This window comes from Rahnella sp. PD4 (assembly GCF_049199325.1).
In the GTDB taxonomy this organism is placed as follows: Bacteria; Pseudomonadota; Gammaproteobacteria; order Enterobacterales; family Enterobacteriaceae; genus Rahnella; species Rahnella perminowiae.
In genome coordinates, this window is record NZ_JBLZQF010000002.1 from 596,104 (window position 1) to 612,826 (window position 16,723).

The 16,723-nt window shown below is 53.3% G+C and carries 15 protein-coding genes; 3 read left to right on the forward strand and 12 right to left on the reverse strand.

The features are described 5' to 3' along the window. Positions 1-53: 53 nt before the first annotated feature. Positions 54-533, reverse strand: coding sequence for a DUF2946 domain-containing protein (locus ACOZIO_RS07295; protein WP_129991750.1), 480 nt, complete (start codon positions 531-533; stop codon positions 54-56). A gap of 205 nt (positions 534-738) precedes the next feature. Then, complete coding sequence (gene fabB, locus ACOZIO_RS07300; protein WP_129952292.1) at positions 739-1,959, reverse strand: beta-ketoacyl-ACP synthase I; 1,221 nt, start codon at positions 1,957-1,959, stop codon at positions 739-741. A 169-nt stretch (positions 1,960-2,128) separates the two neighbouring features. Between fabB and mnmC the strand changes: the two genes are divergently transcribed. Then, a complete protein-coding gene (mnmC, locus tag ACOZIO_RS07305; protein WP_421595134.1) occupies positions 2,129-4,159 on the forward strand; it encodes a bifunctional tRNA (5-methylaminomethyl-2-thiouridine)(34)-methyltransferase MnmD/FAD-dependent 5-carboxymethylaminomethyl-2-thiouridine(34) oxidoreductase MnmC in 2,031 nt (676 codons plus the stop codon). Positions 4,160-4,230: 71 nt separating this feature from the next. Here the strand turns inward: mnmC and ACOZIO_RS07310 are convergent, their stop codons facing one another. From ACOZIO_RS07310 to prmB, 6 genes are all read right to left on the reverse strand, one after another. Continuing rightward, positions 4,231-4,512, reverse strand: coding sequence for a YfcL family protein (locus ACOZIO_RS07310; protein ID WP_129952290.1), 282 nt, complete (start codon positions 4,510-4,512; stop codon positions 4,231-4,233). Between the two features lie 32 nt (positions 4,513-4,544). Next, positions 4,545-5,102 carry an elongation factor P hydroxylase gene (locus tag ACOZIO_RS07315; RefSeq protein ID WP_421595135.1) on the reverse strand — a complete coding sequence of 186 codons (558 nt, stop codon included), beginning with the start codon at positions 5,100-5,102 and terminating at the stop codon, positions 4,545-4,547. A 97-nt stretch (positions 5,103-5,199) separates the two neighbouring features. Continuing rightward, positions 5,200-6,000 carry a sulfite exporter TauE/SafE family protein gene (locus tag ACOZIO_RS07320; protein ID WP_129952288.1) on the reverse strand — a complete coding sequence of 267 codons (801 nt, stop codon included), beginning with the start codon at positions 5,998-6,000 and terminating at the stop codon, positions 5,200-5,202. A 45-nt stretch (positions 6,001-6,045) separates the two neighbouring features. After that, a complete protein-coding gene (gene mepA, locus ACOZIO_RS07325) occupies positions 6,046-6,897 on the reverse strand; it encodes a penicillin-insensitive murein endopeptidase (protein WP_165383708.1) in 852 nt (283 codons plus the stop codon). Between the two features lie 8 nt (positions 6,898-6,905). Beyond that, complete coding sequence (gene aroC, locus ACOZIO_RS07330; RefSeq protein ID WP_217139014.1) at positions 6,906-7,991, reverse strand: chorismate synthase; 1,086 nt, start codon at positions 7,989-7,991, stop codon at positions 6,906-6,908. Between the two features lie 73 nt (positions 7,992-8,064). Then, the gene (gene prmB / locus ACOZIO_RS07335) at positions 8,065-8,997 is read right to left on the reverse strand and encodes a 50S ribosomal protein L3 N(5)-glutamine methyltransferase (protein ID WP_129952286.1); all 933 of its coding nucleotides are present in this window, start codon (positions 8,995-8,997) and stop codon (positions 8,065-8,067) included. A 203-nt stretch (positions 8,998-9,200) separates the two neighbouring features. Here prmB and smrB point away from each other — a divergent pair, with 203 nt between their 5' ends. Then, the gene (smrB, locus tag ACOZIO_RS07340; protein ID WP_129952776.1) at positions 9,201-9,740 is read left to right on the forward strand and encodes an endonuclease SmrB; all 540 of its coding nucleotides are present in this window, start codon (positions 9,201-9,203) and stop codon (positions 9,738-9,740) included. A gap of 210 nt (positions 9,741-9,950) precedes the next feature. Here the strand turns inward: smrB and sixA are convergent, their stop codons facing one another. The 4 genes from sixA to ACOZIO_RS07360 form a co-directional block, all read right to left on the reverse strand. Then, positions 9,951-10,439 (reverse strand): phosphohistidine phosphatase SixA, encoded by a 489-nt coding sequence (gene sixA, locus ACOZIO_RS07345; RefSeq protein ID WP_129952285.1) that lies wholly within the window; start codon positions 10,437-10,439, stop codon positions 9,951-9,953. Between the two features lie 412 nt (positions 10,440-10,851). Then, positions 10,852-13,053, reverse strand: a complete 2,202-nt coding sequence (gene fadJ, locus ACOZIO_RS07350; RefSeq protein ID WP_421595136.1) for a fatty acid oxidation complex subunit alpha FadJ — start codon at positions 13,051-13,053, stop codon at positions 10,852-10,854. Further along, positions 13,050-14,363 (reverse strand): acetyl-CoA C-acyltransferase FadI, encoded by a 1,314-nt coding sequence (gene fadI / locus ACOZIO_RS07355; protein WP_421595137.1) that lies wholly within the window; start codon positions 14,361-14,363, stop codon positions 13,050-13,052. The genes fadJ and fadI overlap by 4 nt, the downstream gene beginning before the upstream one ends. A 332-nt stretch (positions 14,364-14,695) precedes the next feature. After that, positions 14,696-15,028, reverse strand: a complete 333-nt coding sequence (locus ACOZIO_RS07360) for a YfcZ/YiiS family protein (RefSeq protein WP_129952282.1) — start codon at positions 15,026-15,028, stop codon at positions 14,696-14,698. Positions 15,029-15,445: 417 nt separating this feature from the next. Here ACOZIO_RS07360 and fadL point away from each other — a divergent pair, with 417 nt between their 5' ends. Next, the gene (gene fadL / locus ACOZIO_RS07365) at positions 15,446-16,723 is read left to right on the forward strand and encodes a long-chain fatty acid transporter FadL (RefSeq protein WP_129952281.1); all 1,278 of its coding nucleotides are present in this window, start codon (positions 15,446-15,448) and stop codon (positions 16,721-16,723) included.

Below are 16,723 nucleotides of genomic sequence, written 5' to 3' on the forward strand. Positions count from 1 at the left end.
TGTCAACAGCGATAAAAATCGCGGTTAACTTGAAAGAAATTATTCAGAGGCAGTTACAGAAAAACAGGCGGTGCGCGGGGTTGGGAATCCGTGAATATCAGCGAAGGAATAAGATGCGGTATGGCAGCGCACGGTGGAGCACGGCTGGAAACATCCAGCGACCACTGCATGGGCATAGCCTGCAAATCGAGCAGGGGTAAATGCACCAGCAACACACAATAACCGCACGCGGCATCGCTCATGTCGCCAGAAAGCATAGCTTTCACGGTATCCTGCGGCGCAGACTGACAGGCGGGCGTCTGGCAATGCTCTTCCGATAATACAGAATGCACTGACATATCCATGTCAGCCATTTCCCCGTCCGACATGTCCATCCCGGACATCATCATGCCGGGCATCATCCTATGCTGCACACCCTCTGCCACCAGCGATTTAGACACCACTGGCGCAATAAACAACATCAGTATCGCCACCATCCCGAGCCAGGCCGGGAAGTGCAAATGTCGATGATGGATGTGTCGGAGTGAGAGCATTATGTCAACAAGGTGAAAATAAGAAGCGGCGAAATTGTACCTGAATTGTTGAGATATACACCCGAAATCATTCAGGTTCTATCACGGCCGCGGGCGAATAATTCCTCAGAAACCCGGCACGCCAACGCAGAGGCGGCCTGAAGGATGGCGGAGACAAAAAAGCCCGCTCGGAAGCAGGCTTTTATACAGACATTAACGGACAGTATTATTTGTCGTTTTTCAGCTTACGCATCACCAGCGTGGCGTTGGTGCCACCGAAACCGAAGCTGTTAGACATCACCGTCGTCAGTTCACGCTGCGTTGGCTGAGTGATGATATCCATACCTTCGGCCTGCTCATCAAGGTTTTCGATGTTGATGCTTGGCGCGATGAAGCCGTATTCAGCCATCAGCAAGGTGTAGATCGCTTCCTGAACGCCTGCGGCACCCAGAGAGTGACCGGTCATGGCTTTGGTCGAAGACAGCGCCGGCGTTTTGTCACCGAACACTTCACGGATAGCGCCCAGTTCTTTAACGTCGCCGACCGGGGTAGAAGTCCCATGAACGTTAACGTAATCGATTGGAGTATCTACACCGTTCATTGCCATTTTCATGCAACGCACTGCGCCTTCGCCAGAAGGAGCCACCATATCTGCGCCGTCAGATGTTGCGCCGTAGCCAACGATTTCTGCATAGATATGCGCGCCACGTGCCAGAGCGTGTTCCAGCTCTTCGACAACAACCATACCGCCGCCACCTGCGATAACGAAACCGTCACGCGCTTTGTCGTAGGTACGGGATGCTTTGTCCGGCGTTTCGTTGTAGCTGGTGGACAGTGCGCCCATCGCGTCAAATTCACACGCCATTTCCCAGCACAGTTCTTCACCGCCACCGGCAAACACCACATCCTGTTTGCCCAGCTGAATCATTTCTACCGCGTTACCGATGCAGTGTGCAGAGGTGGCGCAGGCAGAACTGATGGAATAGTTAACGCCGCGAATTTTGAACGGCGTTGCGAGGCAGGCAGACACGCCGGAAGCCATCGCTTTGGTCACCATGTAAGGACCTACGCCGCGCAGGCCTTTGGCACGCATACCGTCAGAGCCCGCGACCTGATTGCGCGGAGAACCGCCGCCGGAACCTGCGATCAGGCCGGTACGTTCGTTGGATACCATTTCAGGGGTCAGACCGGAGTCTTCAATCGCCTGTTGCATGGATAAATAAGCGTAGATCGAGGCATCACTCATGAAACGCACAATCTTACGATCGATAAGGCCTGCGGTGTCTAATTTGACATCACCCCAGACGTGACTACGCATCCCGGCATCTTTCAGCTCTTGCGAGAAGGTGATCCCAGAGCGACCTTCCTGCAGAGATGCAAGAACTTCCTGCTTGTTGTTACCGATGCTCGAGATGATACCCAGGCCAGTAATCACTGCACGTTTCATTTAATACCTCTTGTACTATTCACCATTTGGGATTTCGTCACGCACTCTAGCGTACAGTTGTACGCCGAACAAGTCCGATCAGCAATTCCTTGTGTAAATCGTGGTAAATTTGCGCGGGTTCTAAGGCAGCGTTAAACTTCGGCATCGCCTTGAACTGAGAGAGTTTCACGTGAGCCACAACCCGATCACGCCCGCAGAATTAAGCTGGAACGAACAGGGTACACCTGTTTCCCGACATTTTGATGACGTCTATTTTTCCAATCAGAACGGCCTGCTGGAAACACGACATGTTTTTCTCAATGGCAATCATTTTCCGGCACGTTTTGCCGGTCACCCTCGCCCGCTGTGCATTATCGCCGAAACCGGTTTTGGCACCGGTCTGAACTTTATGTCGCTGTGGCAAGCCTTCGGGACATTCCGCGAAGCGCAGCCCGACGCCACGCTGCAACGTCTGCATTTCATCAGCTACGAGAAATTTCCGTTGTCCGCCCGTGATCTGGCGACAGCACACACACAATGGCCCGAGCTGGCCGCGTATTCGGCACAACTTTGCGAACAATGGCCAATGCCCTTTCCCGGCTGTCACCGCCTGCTGCTCGCAGACGGGCGTATCACGCTTGACCTGTGGTTCGGCGATGTCACTACCCTGCTTCCGGCATGTGACACCAGTATGAATCAACAGATCGACGCCTGGTTTCTCGACGGATTTGCCCCGTCCAAAAATCCGGACATGTGGACAGAGGATTTATTCCGTTCAATGGCGAAAATGACCCGACCGCAGGGTACATTCGCCACCTTCACCGTGGCGGGTTTTGTCCGCCGCGGATTGCAAAGCGCAGGTTTTGACATCAGTAAGGTACCGGGGTTCGGCGAAAAGCGACATATGTTAGCCGGTGTGCTGCCCGCAGGAATTGACGTACCTCATCCCGCACCGTGGTATGTGCGTCCGGCGGCGAAAAATGTCACTGAATTTGCCCTTCTCGGCGGCGGCGTCGCCAGTGCTGTGTTATCGCTGGCATTACTTCGACGTGGTTTTGCGGTCACGCTGTATTGCGCCGATGAAAAACCGGCACTCGGTGCTTCCGGCAACCGTCAGGGGGCTGTTTATCCGTTGCTCAACGGCCGCGGCGATACACTGGAGAACTTCTTTGCCCATGCTTTCACTTTCGCCCGCCGCCAGTATGCGCAACTTGAAAAGGCGGATGTGTCTTTCGATCACGGCTGGAGTGGCGTCACGCAACTCGGGTATGACGAAAAAAGTCAGGGCAAAATTGACGGCATCATTAACGGTGGCTGGCCGGGAGAACTGGCAACAGGATTGAGTGAAGAAGACGTGGAAGCACTATGCGGATTGCCGTGCGGCAGCGGCGGCGTAACTTATCCGCTCGGTGCCTGGCTGTGTCCGGCTGAACTGACCGCGTCCCTGATTTCGCTTGCCGAAACCCGGGGCTTAACCGTGCATTATCGCCAGCGCGCAACCGCATTAAATTATGATGCAGATTCACAGTGGGTGCTGACCTTTGCCGATGGCCATGTTGCCCGTCATCAGGGCGTTGTCCTGGCCAACGGCGCGGACATCACTGATTTCAGCCAGACCGAAAAACTGCCGGTTTACGCGGTCAGCGGTCAGGTTTCGCATATTCCGACCACACCTGTACTGAGCAAACTTAAACAGGTCTTGTGTTATGACGGTTATATGACCCCGGTCAGTCCGCAAAATCAGCATCATTGCATTGGCGCAAGCTATCACCGTGCGGATAAATGCACGGATTACCGTGAAGACGATCAGCAGGAAAACCGCCAGCGGCTGCTGAACTGCCTGCCGGAACAACCATGGCCACATGAGGTGGATGTCAGTCAGAGTGAGGCGAGGAACGGCGTGCGTTGTGCAACGCGGGATCATCTGCCGATGATCGGTTCGGTGTCCGATTACGACGCGTTGCTGGAAAGCTATAAAAAACTGGATCTGGATATTCAGCGCCATCGCCCGATTGCAGACGCGCCGGTGTATGAAAACCTGTTTCTGTTTGGCGCGTTCGGCTCCCGTGGCCTCAGCTCCGCCCCCCTGGGGGCAGAAATACTGGCTGCACAGATTGCCGGTGAACCATTGCCGCTCGACAGCGACACACTGGCGGCGCTGAATCCAAACCGGATGTGGGTCAGAAAACTGCTGAAAGGCCGCCCGGTCGAATCACATTAACCGGCCACTGAGGCAATAAAAAAGCGCAGCCGGTTGACCCGTCGCTGCGCTTTTTCACAAAATAGCGTCCCCTAAAACTGAGGCAGGGAAGCCTGATACAGATTTTCCCACATGCCCTGCACTAAAGCCTGATCGCGTGGTGACAACTCACCGGCTTTGATGGCTTTGTCCAGGCCATCCTGAACACGGATTTTCAGTGCTTCAGCAGTGTGTTCACCGTTTTCTTCCGCTTCTGCCACGGCGACCGTCAGATGGCCCCGCAGATAGCCACTGGCAAACAATTCGTCGTCACTGGCGCTTTCGACCATATCGTCGATCAGCGTTAAAATCCGCGTTTCAAATTCTGCGATCATTACTCTTCCTCTCGTAACAGGTATTCGGGGTCTTATTCGATCGGCTGCAACGCAGGGAAATCTGCAGGCGTCAATGGGGGCGTATTGTAAAACGATTGTAACGCTTTAATAAAGCGTGCCGGTCTTTCAGGAATACCCAGTTCCAGCATACGCAGCACTTCTTCGCGTACTTTGTTCTGAAAACCCACGCGGTCAGGTTCGCAATCGCCGCTCAGGTTGTCACAACTGACGTTGAAACGAAAACCTGCTGCCACACAGAACAGCCATTCGTAAGATTGTGGTTTGATTTCCACTTTCTCGAATTCACTTTGCGTTTGCGCATCGCGGCCGTCCGGGCAGTACCAGTAACCGAAATCCACCCGTTTGCGGCGCTCAGCGCCAGCCACACACCAGTGGGAAATTTCATGCATGCCGCTGGCATAATAACCGTGTGCAAACACAATCCGGTTAAAAGGGGTCTGCTCATCAGCAGGCAAATAGATCGGCTCGTCGTCGCCTTTGACCAGGCGAACGTTAAATTCCTCAAAGAAGCAGGAATCAAAAATGTCGATCAGTTGATGATAGTTATGTGTTGCAGTCGAATCTGACATAAAACGGTAAAACTCAGTAAGTGGGAAAGGCGACAATATACCCTTGTTTACACACCCGATTTCATGACCTCAGGCAAGCATTTTGCAGCGCCTGCCATTATAAATGCAGGCTTATCCATTGATGGATTTCAGCGCCATGATTGTCATAAATCAGCTTGCAGCTCATCACCACGGAAACAATGACCACCATCGGACGAATGATTTTCTGACCTTTGCTCAGCACCATACGCGCGCCCAGACGTGCACCGATAAACTGCCCCGCCATCATCACAAATCCCAGCACCCACACCACTTTGCCGCCAAGTATGAAAAACAGCAGGCCGCCAAAGTTGGAGGTGAAATTCAGGACTTTTGCATGTGCCGTGGCTTTTGCCAGATTAAACCCGCATAACGTCACAAAAGCCAGCGCGTAAAAAGAACCGGCACCGGGACCGAAAAAACCATCGTAGAACCCGACACAACCGCCGCCTACCAGCGCATACGGCAGTGCATTTAAGCGCCTTGCCCGGTCGCTTTCGCCCAGACGCGGCGTCAGCAAAAAATACAACCCAATGCAGATGATCAGCAGCGGTAAAACCTGACGTAACATATCAGCGCGCAGATGCTGGATAAGGATCGCGCCGATCACTGATCCCGTAAAGGTACAGGCAATATTCAGTTTTTGATCGTTGAGATTCACCACACCACGCCGTACAAAGTAAAGACTGGCGGAGAAGGATCCGCCTATCGATGACAGCTTATTGGTCGCAATGGCCTGTGCCGGTGACACACCTGCCGCAAGCAGCGCCGGCAGGCTGATCAGCCCGCCACCACCGGCAATGGAATCAATGAAACCGGCAAACAGTGCAACGAAAAATAAAACAACCAAAACCCACGGGGCAACAATCAACCAGTCCATTTTTCTGTCAGCTCGCTATGCGTGGCGAAGAGTAAGTAAAACCTGTTAAAGAACGTGTTTATCCAGCAACGCCTGACAAGAAGGCGGCAACGGAGGGGGCTCTTTTTTCACCGGGTTTCCGCTGCCCGGCTTAGGTGGCAGGAACCAGCTTTGCAGCTCTGCGCCACAACCATCACCCGCAGGCGGTGGTGCCTGATTCTCACATTCGAGGTTACCTACCGGGCAACGCAGACGAACGTGCATATGCGCGCGATGACCAAACCACGGACGTACCTTATGCAGCCATTCGCGATCCGTTCCTGCATCAAGACAGAGCTGTTGTTTGATAGCCGGATTGACGAAGATCCGCACCACATCTTTATCCTGTGCTGCCATTTTGATCAGCGTTTCGATCCGTGGCTGCCACTGAGAGGGCACAATGGATTTACCGTTGGCGCTGACCAGATCGATAGGCTGCGGCCTGAGCAACATCTGTTCGCTCCAGCGCTGACGCGGCAGTTGCAGCCAGATATCCACATCCAGCCCGGACTGATGGCTGGCGTGACCACTGCTGAAGCGCCCGCCAGCCGGCATCGCCATATCACCGACCAGCAGGGTACCCAGTCCTTTTTGTTGAGCCTGCGTGCCCAGACGGGTGATAAATGCCAGTAAATCAGGCTGGCCGAAATAGCGGCGCTGGTCGGTACGCATCACCTGATAGGCCGGAGAGTTCAGCGGCAAGGGCTGTGCGCCAACCTGACAACCGTTGGCATAACTGCCAATCGCTTCCGGCGTGCCGGAAATCGGCTGAGTAATTTTCTGCCACGGCGTTGCCGCCATCGCAGGTGCGCAAAGTGCAAGCGCCAGAAGACTGGCGCAAACAGCACGAAACGCCGGGAACGTGCGTAAAGGTTTCATCGGACAGATTACCAGCGTGGCACGGTGGAATGGACGTCGCCGTTCTGAGCACGCTGACGCAGTAAATGATCCATCAGTACGATCGCCATCATTGCTTCGGCAATCGGTACCGCACGGATACCGACGCACGGATCATGACGCCCTTTGGTGATCATCTCGACCTGCTCACCGTCGCGGTTAATCGTACGACCCGGTACAGTGATACTCGAGGTCGGCTTCAGCGCCAGATGGGCGATAACCGGCTGGCCGCTGCTGATGCCGCCGAGAATCCCACCCGCGTGGTTGCTTTCGAAACCGCCCGGCGTAATTTCGTCCCGGTTTTCACTGCCACGTTTGGCGACAACCGCAAAACCATCGCCGATTTCCACACCTTTCACGGCATTAATGCTCATCAGTGCATGCGCCAGATCCGCATCCAGACGATCAAACACAGGCTCACCCAGGCCGACAGGCACATGATCCGCCACCACAGTGATTTTGGCACCGATCGAATCACCCTCTTTTTTCAGCGCACGCATCAGCTCATCCAGCGCTTCCAGCTTGCTTTCATCCGGGCAGAAGAACGGGTTAGTGTCCACCAGATCCCAGTCTTTCAGCTCGCAGGTGATATCACCCATTTGCGACATATAACCGCGTACTTTGACACCGAACTTCTCCAGCAGGTATTTCTTAGCCACCGCGCCAGCGGCCACACGCATCGCGGTCTCGCGGGCAGACGAACGGCCGCCGCCACGGTAATCGCGCACGCCATATTTTTGCTCGTAGGTATAATCGGCATGTCCCGGGCGGAACACATCTTTGATTGCGCTGTAATCCTGGGATCGCTGATCGGTGTTCTGGATAATCAGACCGATGCTGGTGCCGGTAGTGACGCCTTCAAACACACCTGAAAGAATTTTTACTTCATCAGCTTCACGGCGCTGTGTGGTGTAACGCGAAGTGCCCGGACGACGACGGTCGAGATCGTGTTGCAGATCAGCTTCGGTCAGGGCAATACCCGGCGGTACACCGTCAATAATACAGCCCAGTGCCACACCGTGGGATTCGCCAAAAGTGGTGACGCGGAAAAACTGCCCAATACTGTTCCCTGCCATCACGGCTCCTTAACCATTATGTTGATGGATGCTCAATGACCGGCGCAATGCCGGTCATTATTGTCAAAGTGAATTAGTCTTTGTATGCGCGGAATTCTTCGGCGCAATCGAGAAGTTGCTGTTTGGTCAGCATAAAGACGCCGTCACCACCGTTTTCAAACTCCAGCCAGGTGAACGGGATCTCAGGATACTGCTCCATCAGATGCACCATGCTGTTGCCCACTTCGCAGATCAGCACGCCGTTATCGGTCAGGTAATCGGGTGCACAGGCCAAAATGCGACGGGTCAGTTTCAGACCGTCGCTGCCGGAAGCCAGCCCCAGAACCGGCTCGTGGCGGTATTCCTGCGGCAGATCAGACATGTCTTCTTCGTCCACGTACGGCGGATTGGTGACAATCAGGTCATATTGCAAGGCTGGCAATTCACGGAACAGGTCGGAGCGGATGGGCGTGACCCAGTTTTCAATGCCGTGTGTGTCGATATTGCGCTCAGCCACCGCCAGCGCATCGGCAGAAATGTCGACAGCGTCAACTTCGGTTTCAGGGAACGCATAAGCACAGGCAATAGCAATGCAGCCGCTGCCGGTACACATATCAAGAATGTGCTGCGGCTGTTCGTTCAGAATGCCGGAGAAACGGTTGCTGATCAGCTCGCCAATAGGCGAACGTGGCACCAGTACGCGTTCATCGACATAGAATTCCATGTCGCAGAACCAGGCTTTGTTGGTCAGATAGGCCACCGGCACCCGCTCGTTGACGCGGCGGATCACACGCTCAACAATGCGGTGGCGCTCGCTGGATGTCAGGCGTGCGGTGTGCATATCTTCAGGGATGTCCAGCGGTAAAAACACGCTTGGCAGAACCAGTTGCACGGCTTCGTCCCACGGGTTATCGGTGCCGTGACCGTAATAGACATTGGCCGCGTTCAGGCGGCTGACGGTCCAGCGCAGCATATCCTGAATGGTATGCAGCTCACTGACAGCTTCGTCGACGAAAATTTTGTCCAATTTTATTCTCCAGGCAGTGCACGGGTTTTTAACAGACGTTTAACCCATTATTTGCCGCATAGTTTGCCACGAAGCCCGCCACAAATCAGCAGCTAGTCAACGCACTTGCGCGATGTCCCGAAGAATTTAACCCTGAGTTTTCTTTAAACCGCAGGGTGACGGAAGGTACACTGTCTGTATTGAGCGATAATGACGATAAAAAGATGAAGAAAAAACACCTGCTCAGCCCCGAGGAAGCGGCGTTATTCCGCGAGGCTGTTCCGGGCATCAAGCGCCTGAAAAACGATACGATTACTCACCGCCCGCCGCGAAAAAAGCTGGTCACCCTGTCGCCTAAAAAGCTGATTCAGGAGCAGGTGGACGCGAGCTATTATTTTTCTGATGAATTCCAGCCAATGTTGCAGGAAGAAGGCCCGGTTCGCCATATCCGGCCAGATGTCAGTCATTTTGAATTGAAAAAATTGCGTCGCGGCGATTATTCGCCCGAGCTGTTTCTGGATTTACACGGTTTAACGCAGAGAGAAGCCAAACAGGAACTGGGCGCGCTGATCGCCGCCTGCCGCCGTGAACATGTGCATTGCGCCTGTGTGATGCACGGTCACGGCAAACATATCCTCAAGCAACAAACCCCGCTGTGGCTGGCACAGCATCCGGACGTCGAGGCTTTCCATCAGGCTCCTAAAGAACTGGGTGGCAGCGCCGCTTTGCTGGTACTGGTGGAGCTGGACGATAAAATCAGCTGACTTCCTCCCCACCTTCATAAACGAGAAAGGCACAGCCGGAGCTGTGCCTTTCTTTTGTCTGGCGCTGTTCACCGAAGCCTTACTCTAAATAATTCGAGTTGCAGCAAGGCGGCAAGAAAAATTATCCCGATAAGCTTACTCAGGTAAGTGATCCGGGTAATTTATCGCAGCCAATGCATCTGCGGCTCGAAGTATGACGAGTAAACGGGATTAGACCTTAGCCATCACCTGGCATGGGCTGAATTGCCAGTCAAAGGTGCCTTGCCCGGTTTCGCCGTTCAGTTCAACACTTGCCATCGCGGAAGTGGCGAACATTGGCGGGCAAACGCCCGGACACAGTTCTGCTACCAGATAACCGACCAGCGGCAGATGCGACACCACCAGTACCGCGTTGACGCCGATCAGTGCCAGATGCTGCAGTTCACTGGCGACCAGAGCAGGATCTCCGCCCGGTGTCAGTTCCTTGAGAATATCAATCTCAACATTTCCGGGCAGCGCCAGACACTGGCGCACTTTTTCGAGCGTCTGCTGCGCACGCAGGTACGGGCTGACCAGAATGCGGTCAATTTTGATGCCACGGCCATTCAGCCAGGCAGCCATATGTACTGATTCGTCACATCCGCATTCGCTTAACGGGCGAACTGAGTCGCTGGCAGCTTCGAGAACCGCATCACCGTGACGCATAATTACAACTTGCATATTGCACCGCTTTTGTTAACAAAAATAGCGCTATACAGAAACGCCTTGCGTGCTGTATTACCCATTGCCCAGCATTTCAATCACTGTCAGATTGAAGTTTTTCATTACAAGATAGCTGTCAGGCATTACATCCACTTAACACGCTGTGCCCACATGCCCTGCATGATGAGCATCAGCGGTCGGGCATTTTGCCTGAAACTTCACGTAAATAAAACGCTGTTTTTTACACCAACCCTTACCGCTTGTAAACCATTCAGGCGATTATTTAACCACTCAGGTTGTAGATCAATCGTTTGGGATTGTTTCTGTACAAAGTTATTCTCACCATAAAAATGATCCCCGGCATGTACCTGGCTTTAAGCAGGATCTGTTCCAGATTCTCGCGAAACTCAGCAATAAGCAGTGATCACAATCACACTTCACTGACCTTTTCGCCCGCCCTGTTACCTGAACAGAACCGTTCACCCTGCTGCGCCCGTCGTATTAACCCTTCGCATGGCGTGAAATGCTCGCCGTACTGCTGCGCCAGTTGCTCCAGTATTTTCACCACAGTGGCGCTGCCAAGCTGGTCTATGTAACGGAACGGTCCCCCCCGGAAGGGCGGAAAACCTATTCCGAACACAGCGCCAAGATCACCATCGCGCGCACTGCGGATGACTTTTTCGTCCAGACAACGCACCGCTTCGTTGAGCATCAGCATCACGCAGCGTTGTGCAATCTCATCTTCTGACTGCTGCGCTTTTGGCGTGACATTCAGCAGACGATAAATCGCCGGGTCGACCTGTTTTCTCTTCGCCGTCCGCCCTTTCTGCCCGTAAAGGTAGAAACCTTTGCCATTTTTACGGCCTTTACGGTCATCTTTAAGCACCGCATCAAAACCGGCGGGAGCGGCAAAACGCTCACCAAAAGCATCAATCAGTATCGGACCAATTTTCGTGCCGACATCAATACCGACCTCATCCAGCAGCTGGATCGGGCCGACCGGGAAACCAAAATTCACCAGCGCTTTATCAATATGATCGACCGGTTCACCGCCCAGTAAGCAACGCGCAGCTTCATTGATGTAAGGCGCAAGAATACGATTTACATAGAATCCGGCGCTGTCACCTACCACGATGGCCGTTTTCCCCTGTTTCCTGGCAAGCGAAACCGTGGTTGAAATAGTCTGTGCACTGGTGCCCGCATGCGGGATGACTTCAACCAATGGCATTTTATCGACCGGGCTGAAATAATGCAGCCCGATCACCTGTTCCGGCCGGTCAGCCCGCTCTGCAATCTTATGAATGGGCAAAGAAGAGGTGTTTGATGCAAAAATCGTGTGCGGTGCGGCGTTTTGCTCTATTTCCGCCACCATCGCCTGTTTGAGCGATAAATCCTCAAATACCGCTTCCACCACAATATCAGCCTGCGCAAAACCGCTGTAACCGGTAGTACCGGAAATCAGCAGCATCTGACGTTGCTGTTCGCTGCGGGTCAGCCTGCGGCTGCGCACCTTTTTCTCCAGCAAATCCCAGCTGTATTTCAGCGCATGGCGGATACCGTCGTGATTAATGTCTTTAATACGTACAGGCAGTCCGGCTTTGGTGGCAGTCACATAAGCGATACCTCCCCCCATCAGGCCACCACCGAGAATGCCCACACGGCGCACCGGCAAAGGTTCTGCATCACCGCCCTTTTCTTTTTTCAGCGCGGTGGAGGCGAAAAACAGGCCGCGTAATGCCGCCGATTCTGATGTCATCACCAGTTCGCCAAAAGCTTTGGCTTCGGCCTGGTAGCCGTTACCGCTGCCTTGGTCCAGCCCGGTTTTTACCACATCGATGATTTTTGTGGTGGCCGGATAATTGCCATGTGTTTTCGCCCATGTCTGTTTACGCACAAAATGGAACAGCAAACTTTTGCCCACCGGCCCACCGGCCAGACGCGCCTGCCACGGCAATGGCGGACGTGATTTACGCCCTTTCGCCACACGTTCCAGCGCCGTTTGCAGCAAAATAGAATAGGGCACTGCGTCATCCACCAGCCCCATTTTCAGCGCCTGTTTCGCGCGAATACTGCGACCGGTCAGCATCATATCCAGCGCTTTCGGCGCGCCGATAAGCCGCGGAAGCCGCTGTGTACCGCCGGACCCCGGCAGTAAACCCAGCTGTACTTCCGGCAGGCCGAGCTGAGTTTTTTCATCCAGCGAACACACACGGGCATGGCACGCCAGCGCCAGTTCCAGACCACCGCCGAGACAGGCACCATGAATAGCGGCCACCACCGGCACAGAAAACGAGGCGATTTGAGCCATCACCGTCTGGCCTTTTTGCGCCAGTTCACTGGCCTGGACGGCTGTCTGACAGCCCGAAATCATGGTGATATCCGCACCGGCAATGAATGAATCTGTTTTGCCCGAAATGAGCACCAGACCTTTCAGATCGGGATACTGCTGTGCTTTGTGCAAAATATCGCTGATTTGTTGAGCAAATTCAGCCTTTAAGGTATTCACTTTTTCGCCGGGAACATCAATGGTGATAATCCCCACATGTTCCGTGGTAAATATCAGTGAAAAAGCAGAGACCGGTTCGGTTGCTTGAGTTTCTACCGGATTCAGGTTTTCCATAGGTTCTCTCATTGCGCGGCCTCCAGGATCATTGCTGCGCCTAAGCCGCCAGCGGCACAGGCAGTGGTCAGCCCATATTTCCCGCCACGACGACGTAATTCATGCAGCGTCTGGGTAATCATTCGTGCGCCGGTTGCCGCAAAAGGATGCCCGTAGGCCAGTGAACCGCCCAGAACATTGAATTTATCCCAGTCTATTTCGCCAACTGCCTGACTACGGCCAAGTTTTTCACGGGCGAACTCATCACTGGCTAACATTTTGATATTCGCCAGCGTCTGTGCAGCAAACGCTTCATGCATATCGATCAGATCCAAATCGTCCAGCGTCAACCCTGCGCGATCCAGCGCCAGCGGCGTGGCGTAGGCAGGCCCGAGAAGCATGTCTTCCCAGACGCCGATAGCGGCAAACGCAAAACTTTTCAGATAGCCGAGAGGTTCAAGGCCCAGTTCACGTGCGCGGGATTCGCTCATCATTAATACCGCCGCGGCACCATCCGTCAGCGGCGTGCTGGTGGCGGCGGTGACGGTACCGTGTTTACGGTCGAAAGCCGGGCGCAATTTGGCATACTGACTGATTTCAGAATTCAGGCGGATGTTGTTATCTTTTTGCAGCACTTCACGGTAAGGCGGAACCTGTGCAGCCATGACCTGCGAGGTTAAATACCCCTGCTCCCATGCCTGCGCGGCCAGCGTATGAGAACGGTGCGCCAGCTCATCCTGCTGCACGCGGCTGATGTTATGGCTTTTCGCCATCTGCTCTGCGGTATCGCCCATGCGCAGACCGGTAGAATATTCAGCCACAGCAGGCGGCACCGGCAGCAAATCGCGCAGTTTGAGTTTGCTGAAAATGGAGAGACGCTGCGACAGCGTACGTGCTTTATTAACATCCACCAGGGCGCGGGCCAGTCGTTTGCTGACACCTATCGGCAATACCGAAGAAGAATCCGCTCCGCCCGCGATCCCGACCTGCACCATCCCGCTCATGATGCTTTCGGCCACGTTAGCAACCGCCTGAAAACTGGTGGCACAGGCACGCAAGACGCTATAGGCATCGGTCGATACATCCATGCCGGTACCGAGCACAATTTCGCGGGCGATATTCGGCGCTTCCGGCATCTGGACCACCTGACCGAAAACCAGCTGGTCGATGTCCTTCGGGTCAATCCCACTTTTTGCCAGCAGCTCACTGACCACCATTTTACCGAGATCGACAGCAGGAATGCCGTGATAGGCGGTGGCCTGTTTAGCAAACGGCGTACGTAAGCCGTCGACAATCGCAATGCGATCGCCCTCACGCGTCACCAGTGGAACGACTTTATTCATACAAGCTCCTGAGAAAAAATAGGGTCTTAAGAGGTCAGACCTGATAACTCAGTTTTAACTATGTATTTACATTTGGCAAAGCGAAAGGGAGTGAAGTGCGAGCAACAGCAAATTTTTCTGAAATAAGAATGAGAAGAAAGGCGGCAGGCAGAAATAGCAGACAAAGAAATACCGCTTATTTAAGCGGTATGACAACTTAGAACTTCCTCTCAATAATTTGAGTCGCAGAATGAGTCACGCGGCAATCAATGCCATTCCGATGAACTGATATACATCAGTAATTCGGTTACGGAGTGCAGCCAACGCATCTGCGGCTCAAAGTATGACGGGGATTATCTCAAGCCTAACTGGAAGATCATCGTTTCAGCCTGGCAGCTAAATGTGAAATCGATATTCAGTTCGACGCCGCCATCCACTTTTTCGATACGGCTGTTGATTTCACATGGCTCAGATTCAACGCCGCGTGCGCGTTCGGTCAGGGCTTGCAGGGTTTCGTTCGCCTGAGCTTCGGTTTCAAAAACACGGCTGTAAGAAGCGGTGCAATCCGTATTGTCCATGATGGTTCCGACATCGACACAGCAGCAGGCTGCGGTTTCTTCCGCACCACATTTGTTGATGGAATGCAGAGGTTGGGTGGATTTAGAGGACATGGTTACGTCAGACATAATTTTCTCCCCGGCATCAGCGGCAACGTCCACCGTCTGGCCTGTTTGCGAATAAGGTTTTATTTCCAGCCTGTATTTTACGCCACCGTTCTGACAACACACTAGTGCTTACTTATTATGTGCCTTTCAGGTGATCCAGATCACGTATATGTAAGTAATCGTTTATAACTTCGTCACTGTTCTCACTTTAACGTTTCTTAATTGAACTTTTATTGTTTGTTTTTTGTTAAGTGGATCCAATTTCTTGCATCAAATAAGAAATATCTATGAAACATTATTGCAACTACACCACAGGTCAGACCTATACTTCGCTCACTGGTCTGATTTGTCAGACTGATAACGGACCCTACAATCCCGCGCTCATTGTTACTTGATGTAACATTGTTTGATAAAAAACATAAAATTGAGGTTTTGGTCATGAACCAGAAAAACCTGTTTAAAAGATCTGCTCTGGCAGCTGCAGTGGCAATTGTTTCCTCCAACGTTTATGCAGCAGGTTTTCAGTTAAATGAATATACCGCTGCGGGGTTAGGCCGCTCTTTCTCGGGTGAAGGTGCCATCGCTGATACTGCCGCATCCGGCAGCCGTAACCCGGCAACCATGACCATGTTTGATCGTCCCTCTTTCTCAGCGGGTGCGATTTATGTCGACCCGGATGTCAAAGTAACAGGCAACTCGCCGGTTACAGGCAGGAGCACTGATGCGGATAACATTGCGCCGAATCAGTGGGTGCCTAATATCCACTTTATTATGCCACTCAATGATCAATGGGCGGTCGGTGCCTCGGCTACGTCAAACTACGGTCTGGCGACTGAGTTCAGCGATAATTATCCGGCTGGCCCGATCGGCGGTGAAACTGACCTTACCACCGTTAACACTAACTTAAGTGTTGCTTACCGTTTGAACCAGCATTTCAGCTTCGGCCTGGGCTTCGATGCCGTTTACGCGAAAGCGAAAATTCGCCGTACTGCCGGTGAACTGGTGCCGATTCAAACCGGCGGTCTGCTGCCTGCGGATACGGAAGCCGCCAAGCTGAAAGGCAATGAGTGGGGTTACGGCTGGAACGCCGGTATCCTGTATGAAGTGGATGATAATAACCGCTACGGCTTCACCTACCGTTCTGAAGTGAAAATTGACTTCGACGGCGAATACCGTAACGGCATTCCGAAAGCGTTAGGCGGCACAGGCGGCCAGACCGTGCCGGGATCCCTGACCCTGAACTTGCCTGAAATGTGGGAATTGTCCGGTTATAACCGCGTGGCACCAAAATGGGCGATTCACTACAGCCTGGCTTACACCAGCTGGAGCCAGTTCCAGGAGCTGAAAGCGACCGGTTCTAACGGCCAGACGCTGTTCCAGAAAGACGAAGGTTATCATGATGCTTACCGCATCGCGTTGGGTACCACCTATTACTACGACGATAACTGGACGTTCCGTACCGGTATCGCCTTCGATGACAGCCCGGTTCCGGCAGATAACCGCACCATTTCTATTCCGGATCAGGACCGCTTCTGGGTTTCCGCCGGTACGACTTACGCCTTCAATAAAGACGCGTCTGTGGATGTGGGTGTCTCCTATATGCATGGTCAGACCGTGAATATCAGTGAGAAAGTCGCTAACGGTGTACCGAATTACGAATACCAGGCCAAAGGGACCGCCATGCTGTACGGCGCGAACTTTAACTACAGCTTCTGA

What these genes read in the sequence shown, in the direction of transcription:
- ACOZIO_RS07295 (WP_129991750.1), bottom strand. Translation starts at nt 533, where the DNA reads ATGCTCTCACTCCGACACATCCATCATCGACATTTGCACTTCCCGGCC.
- fabB (WP_129952292.1), bottom strand. Translation starts at nt 1,959, where the DNA reads ATGAAACGTGCAGTGATTACTGGCCTGGGTATCATCTCGAGCATCGGT.
- ACOZIO_RS07310 (WP_129952290.1), bottom strand. Translation starts at nt 4,512, where the DNA reads ATGATCGCAGAATTTGAAACGCGGATTTTAACGCTGATCGACGATATG.
- ACOZIO_RS07315 (WP_421595135.1), bottom strand. Translation starts at nt 5,102, where the DNA reads ATGTCAGATTCGACTGCAACACATAACTATCATCAACTGATCGACATT.
- ACOZIO_RS07320 (WP_129952288.1), bottom strand. Translation starts at nt 6,000, where the DNA reads ATGGACTGGTTGATTGTTGCCCCGTGGGTTTTGGTTGTTTTATTTTTC.
- mepA (WP_165383708.1), bottom strand. Translation starts at nt 6,897, where the DNA reads ATGAAACCTTTACGCACGTTCCCGGCGTTTCGTGCTGTTTGCGCCAGT.
- aroC (WP_217139014.1), bottom strand. Translation starts at nt 7,991, where the DNA reads ATGGCAGGGAACAGTATTGGGCAGTTTTTCCGCGTCACCACTTTTGGC.
- smrB (WP_129952776.1), top strand. Translation starts at nt 9,201, where the DNA reads ATGAAGAAAAAACACCTGCTCAGCCCCGAGGAAGCGGCGTTATTCCGC.
- sixA (WP_129952285.1), bottom strand. Translation starts at nt 10,439, where the DNA reads ATGCAAGTTGTAATTATGCGTCACGGTGATGCGGTTCTCGAAGCTGCC.
- fadJ (WP_421595136.1), bottom strand. Translation starts at nt 13,053, where the DNA reads ATGAGAGAACCTATGGAAAACCTGAATCCGGTAGAAACTCAAGCAACC.
- fadI (WP_421595137.1), bottom strand. Translation starts at nt 14,363, where the DNA reads ATGAATAAAGTCGTTCCACTGGTGACGCGTGAGGGCGATCGCATTGCG.
- ACOZIO_RS07360 (WP_129952282.1), bottom strand. Translation starts at nt 15,028, where the DNA reads ATGTCTGACGTAACCATGTCCTCTAAATCCACCCAACCTCTGCATTCC.
- fadL (WP_129952281.1), top strand. Translation starts at nt 15,446, where the DNA reads ATGAACCAGAAAAACCTGTTTAAAAGATCTGCTCTGGCAGCTGCAGTG.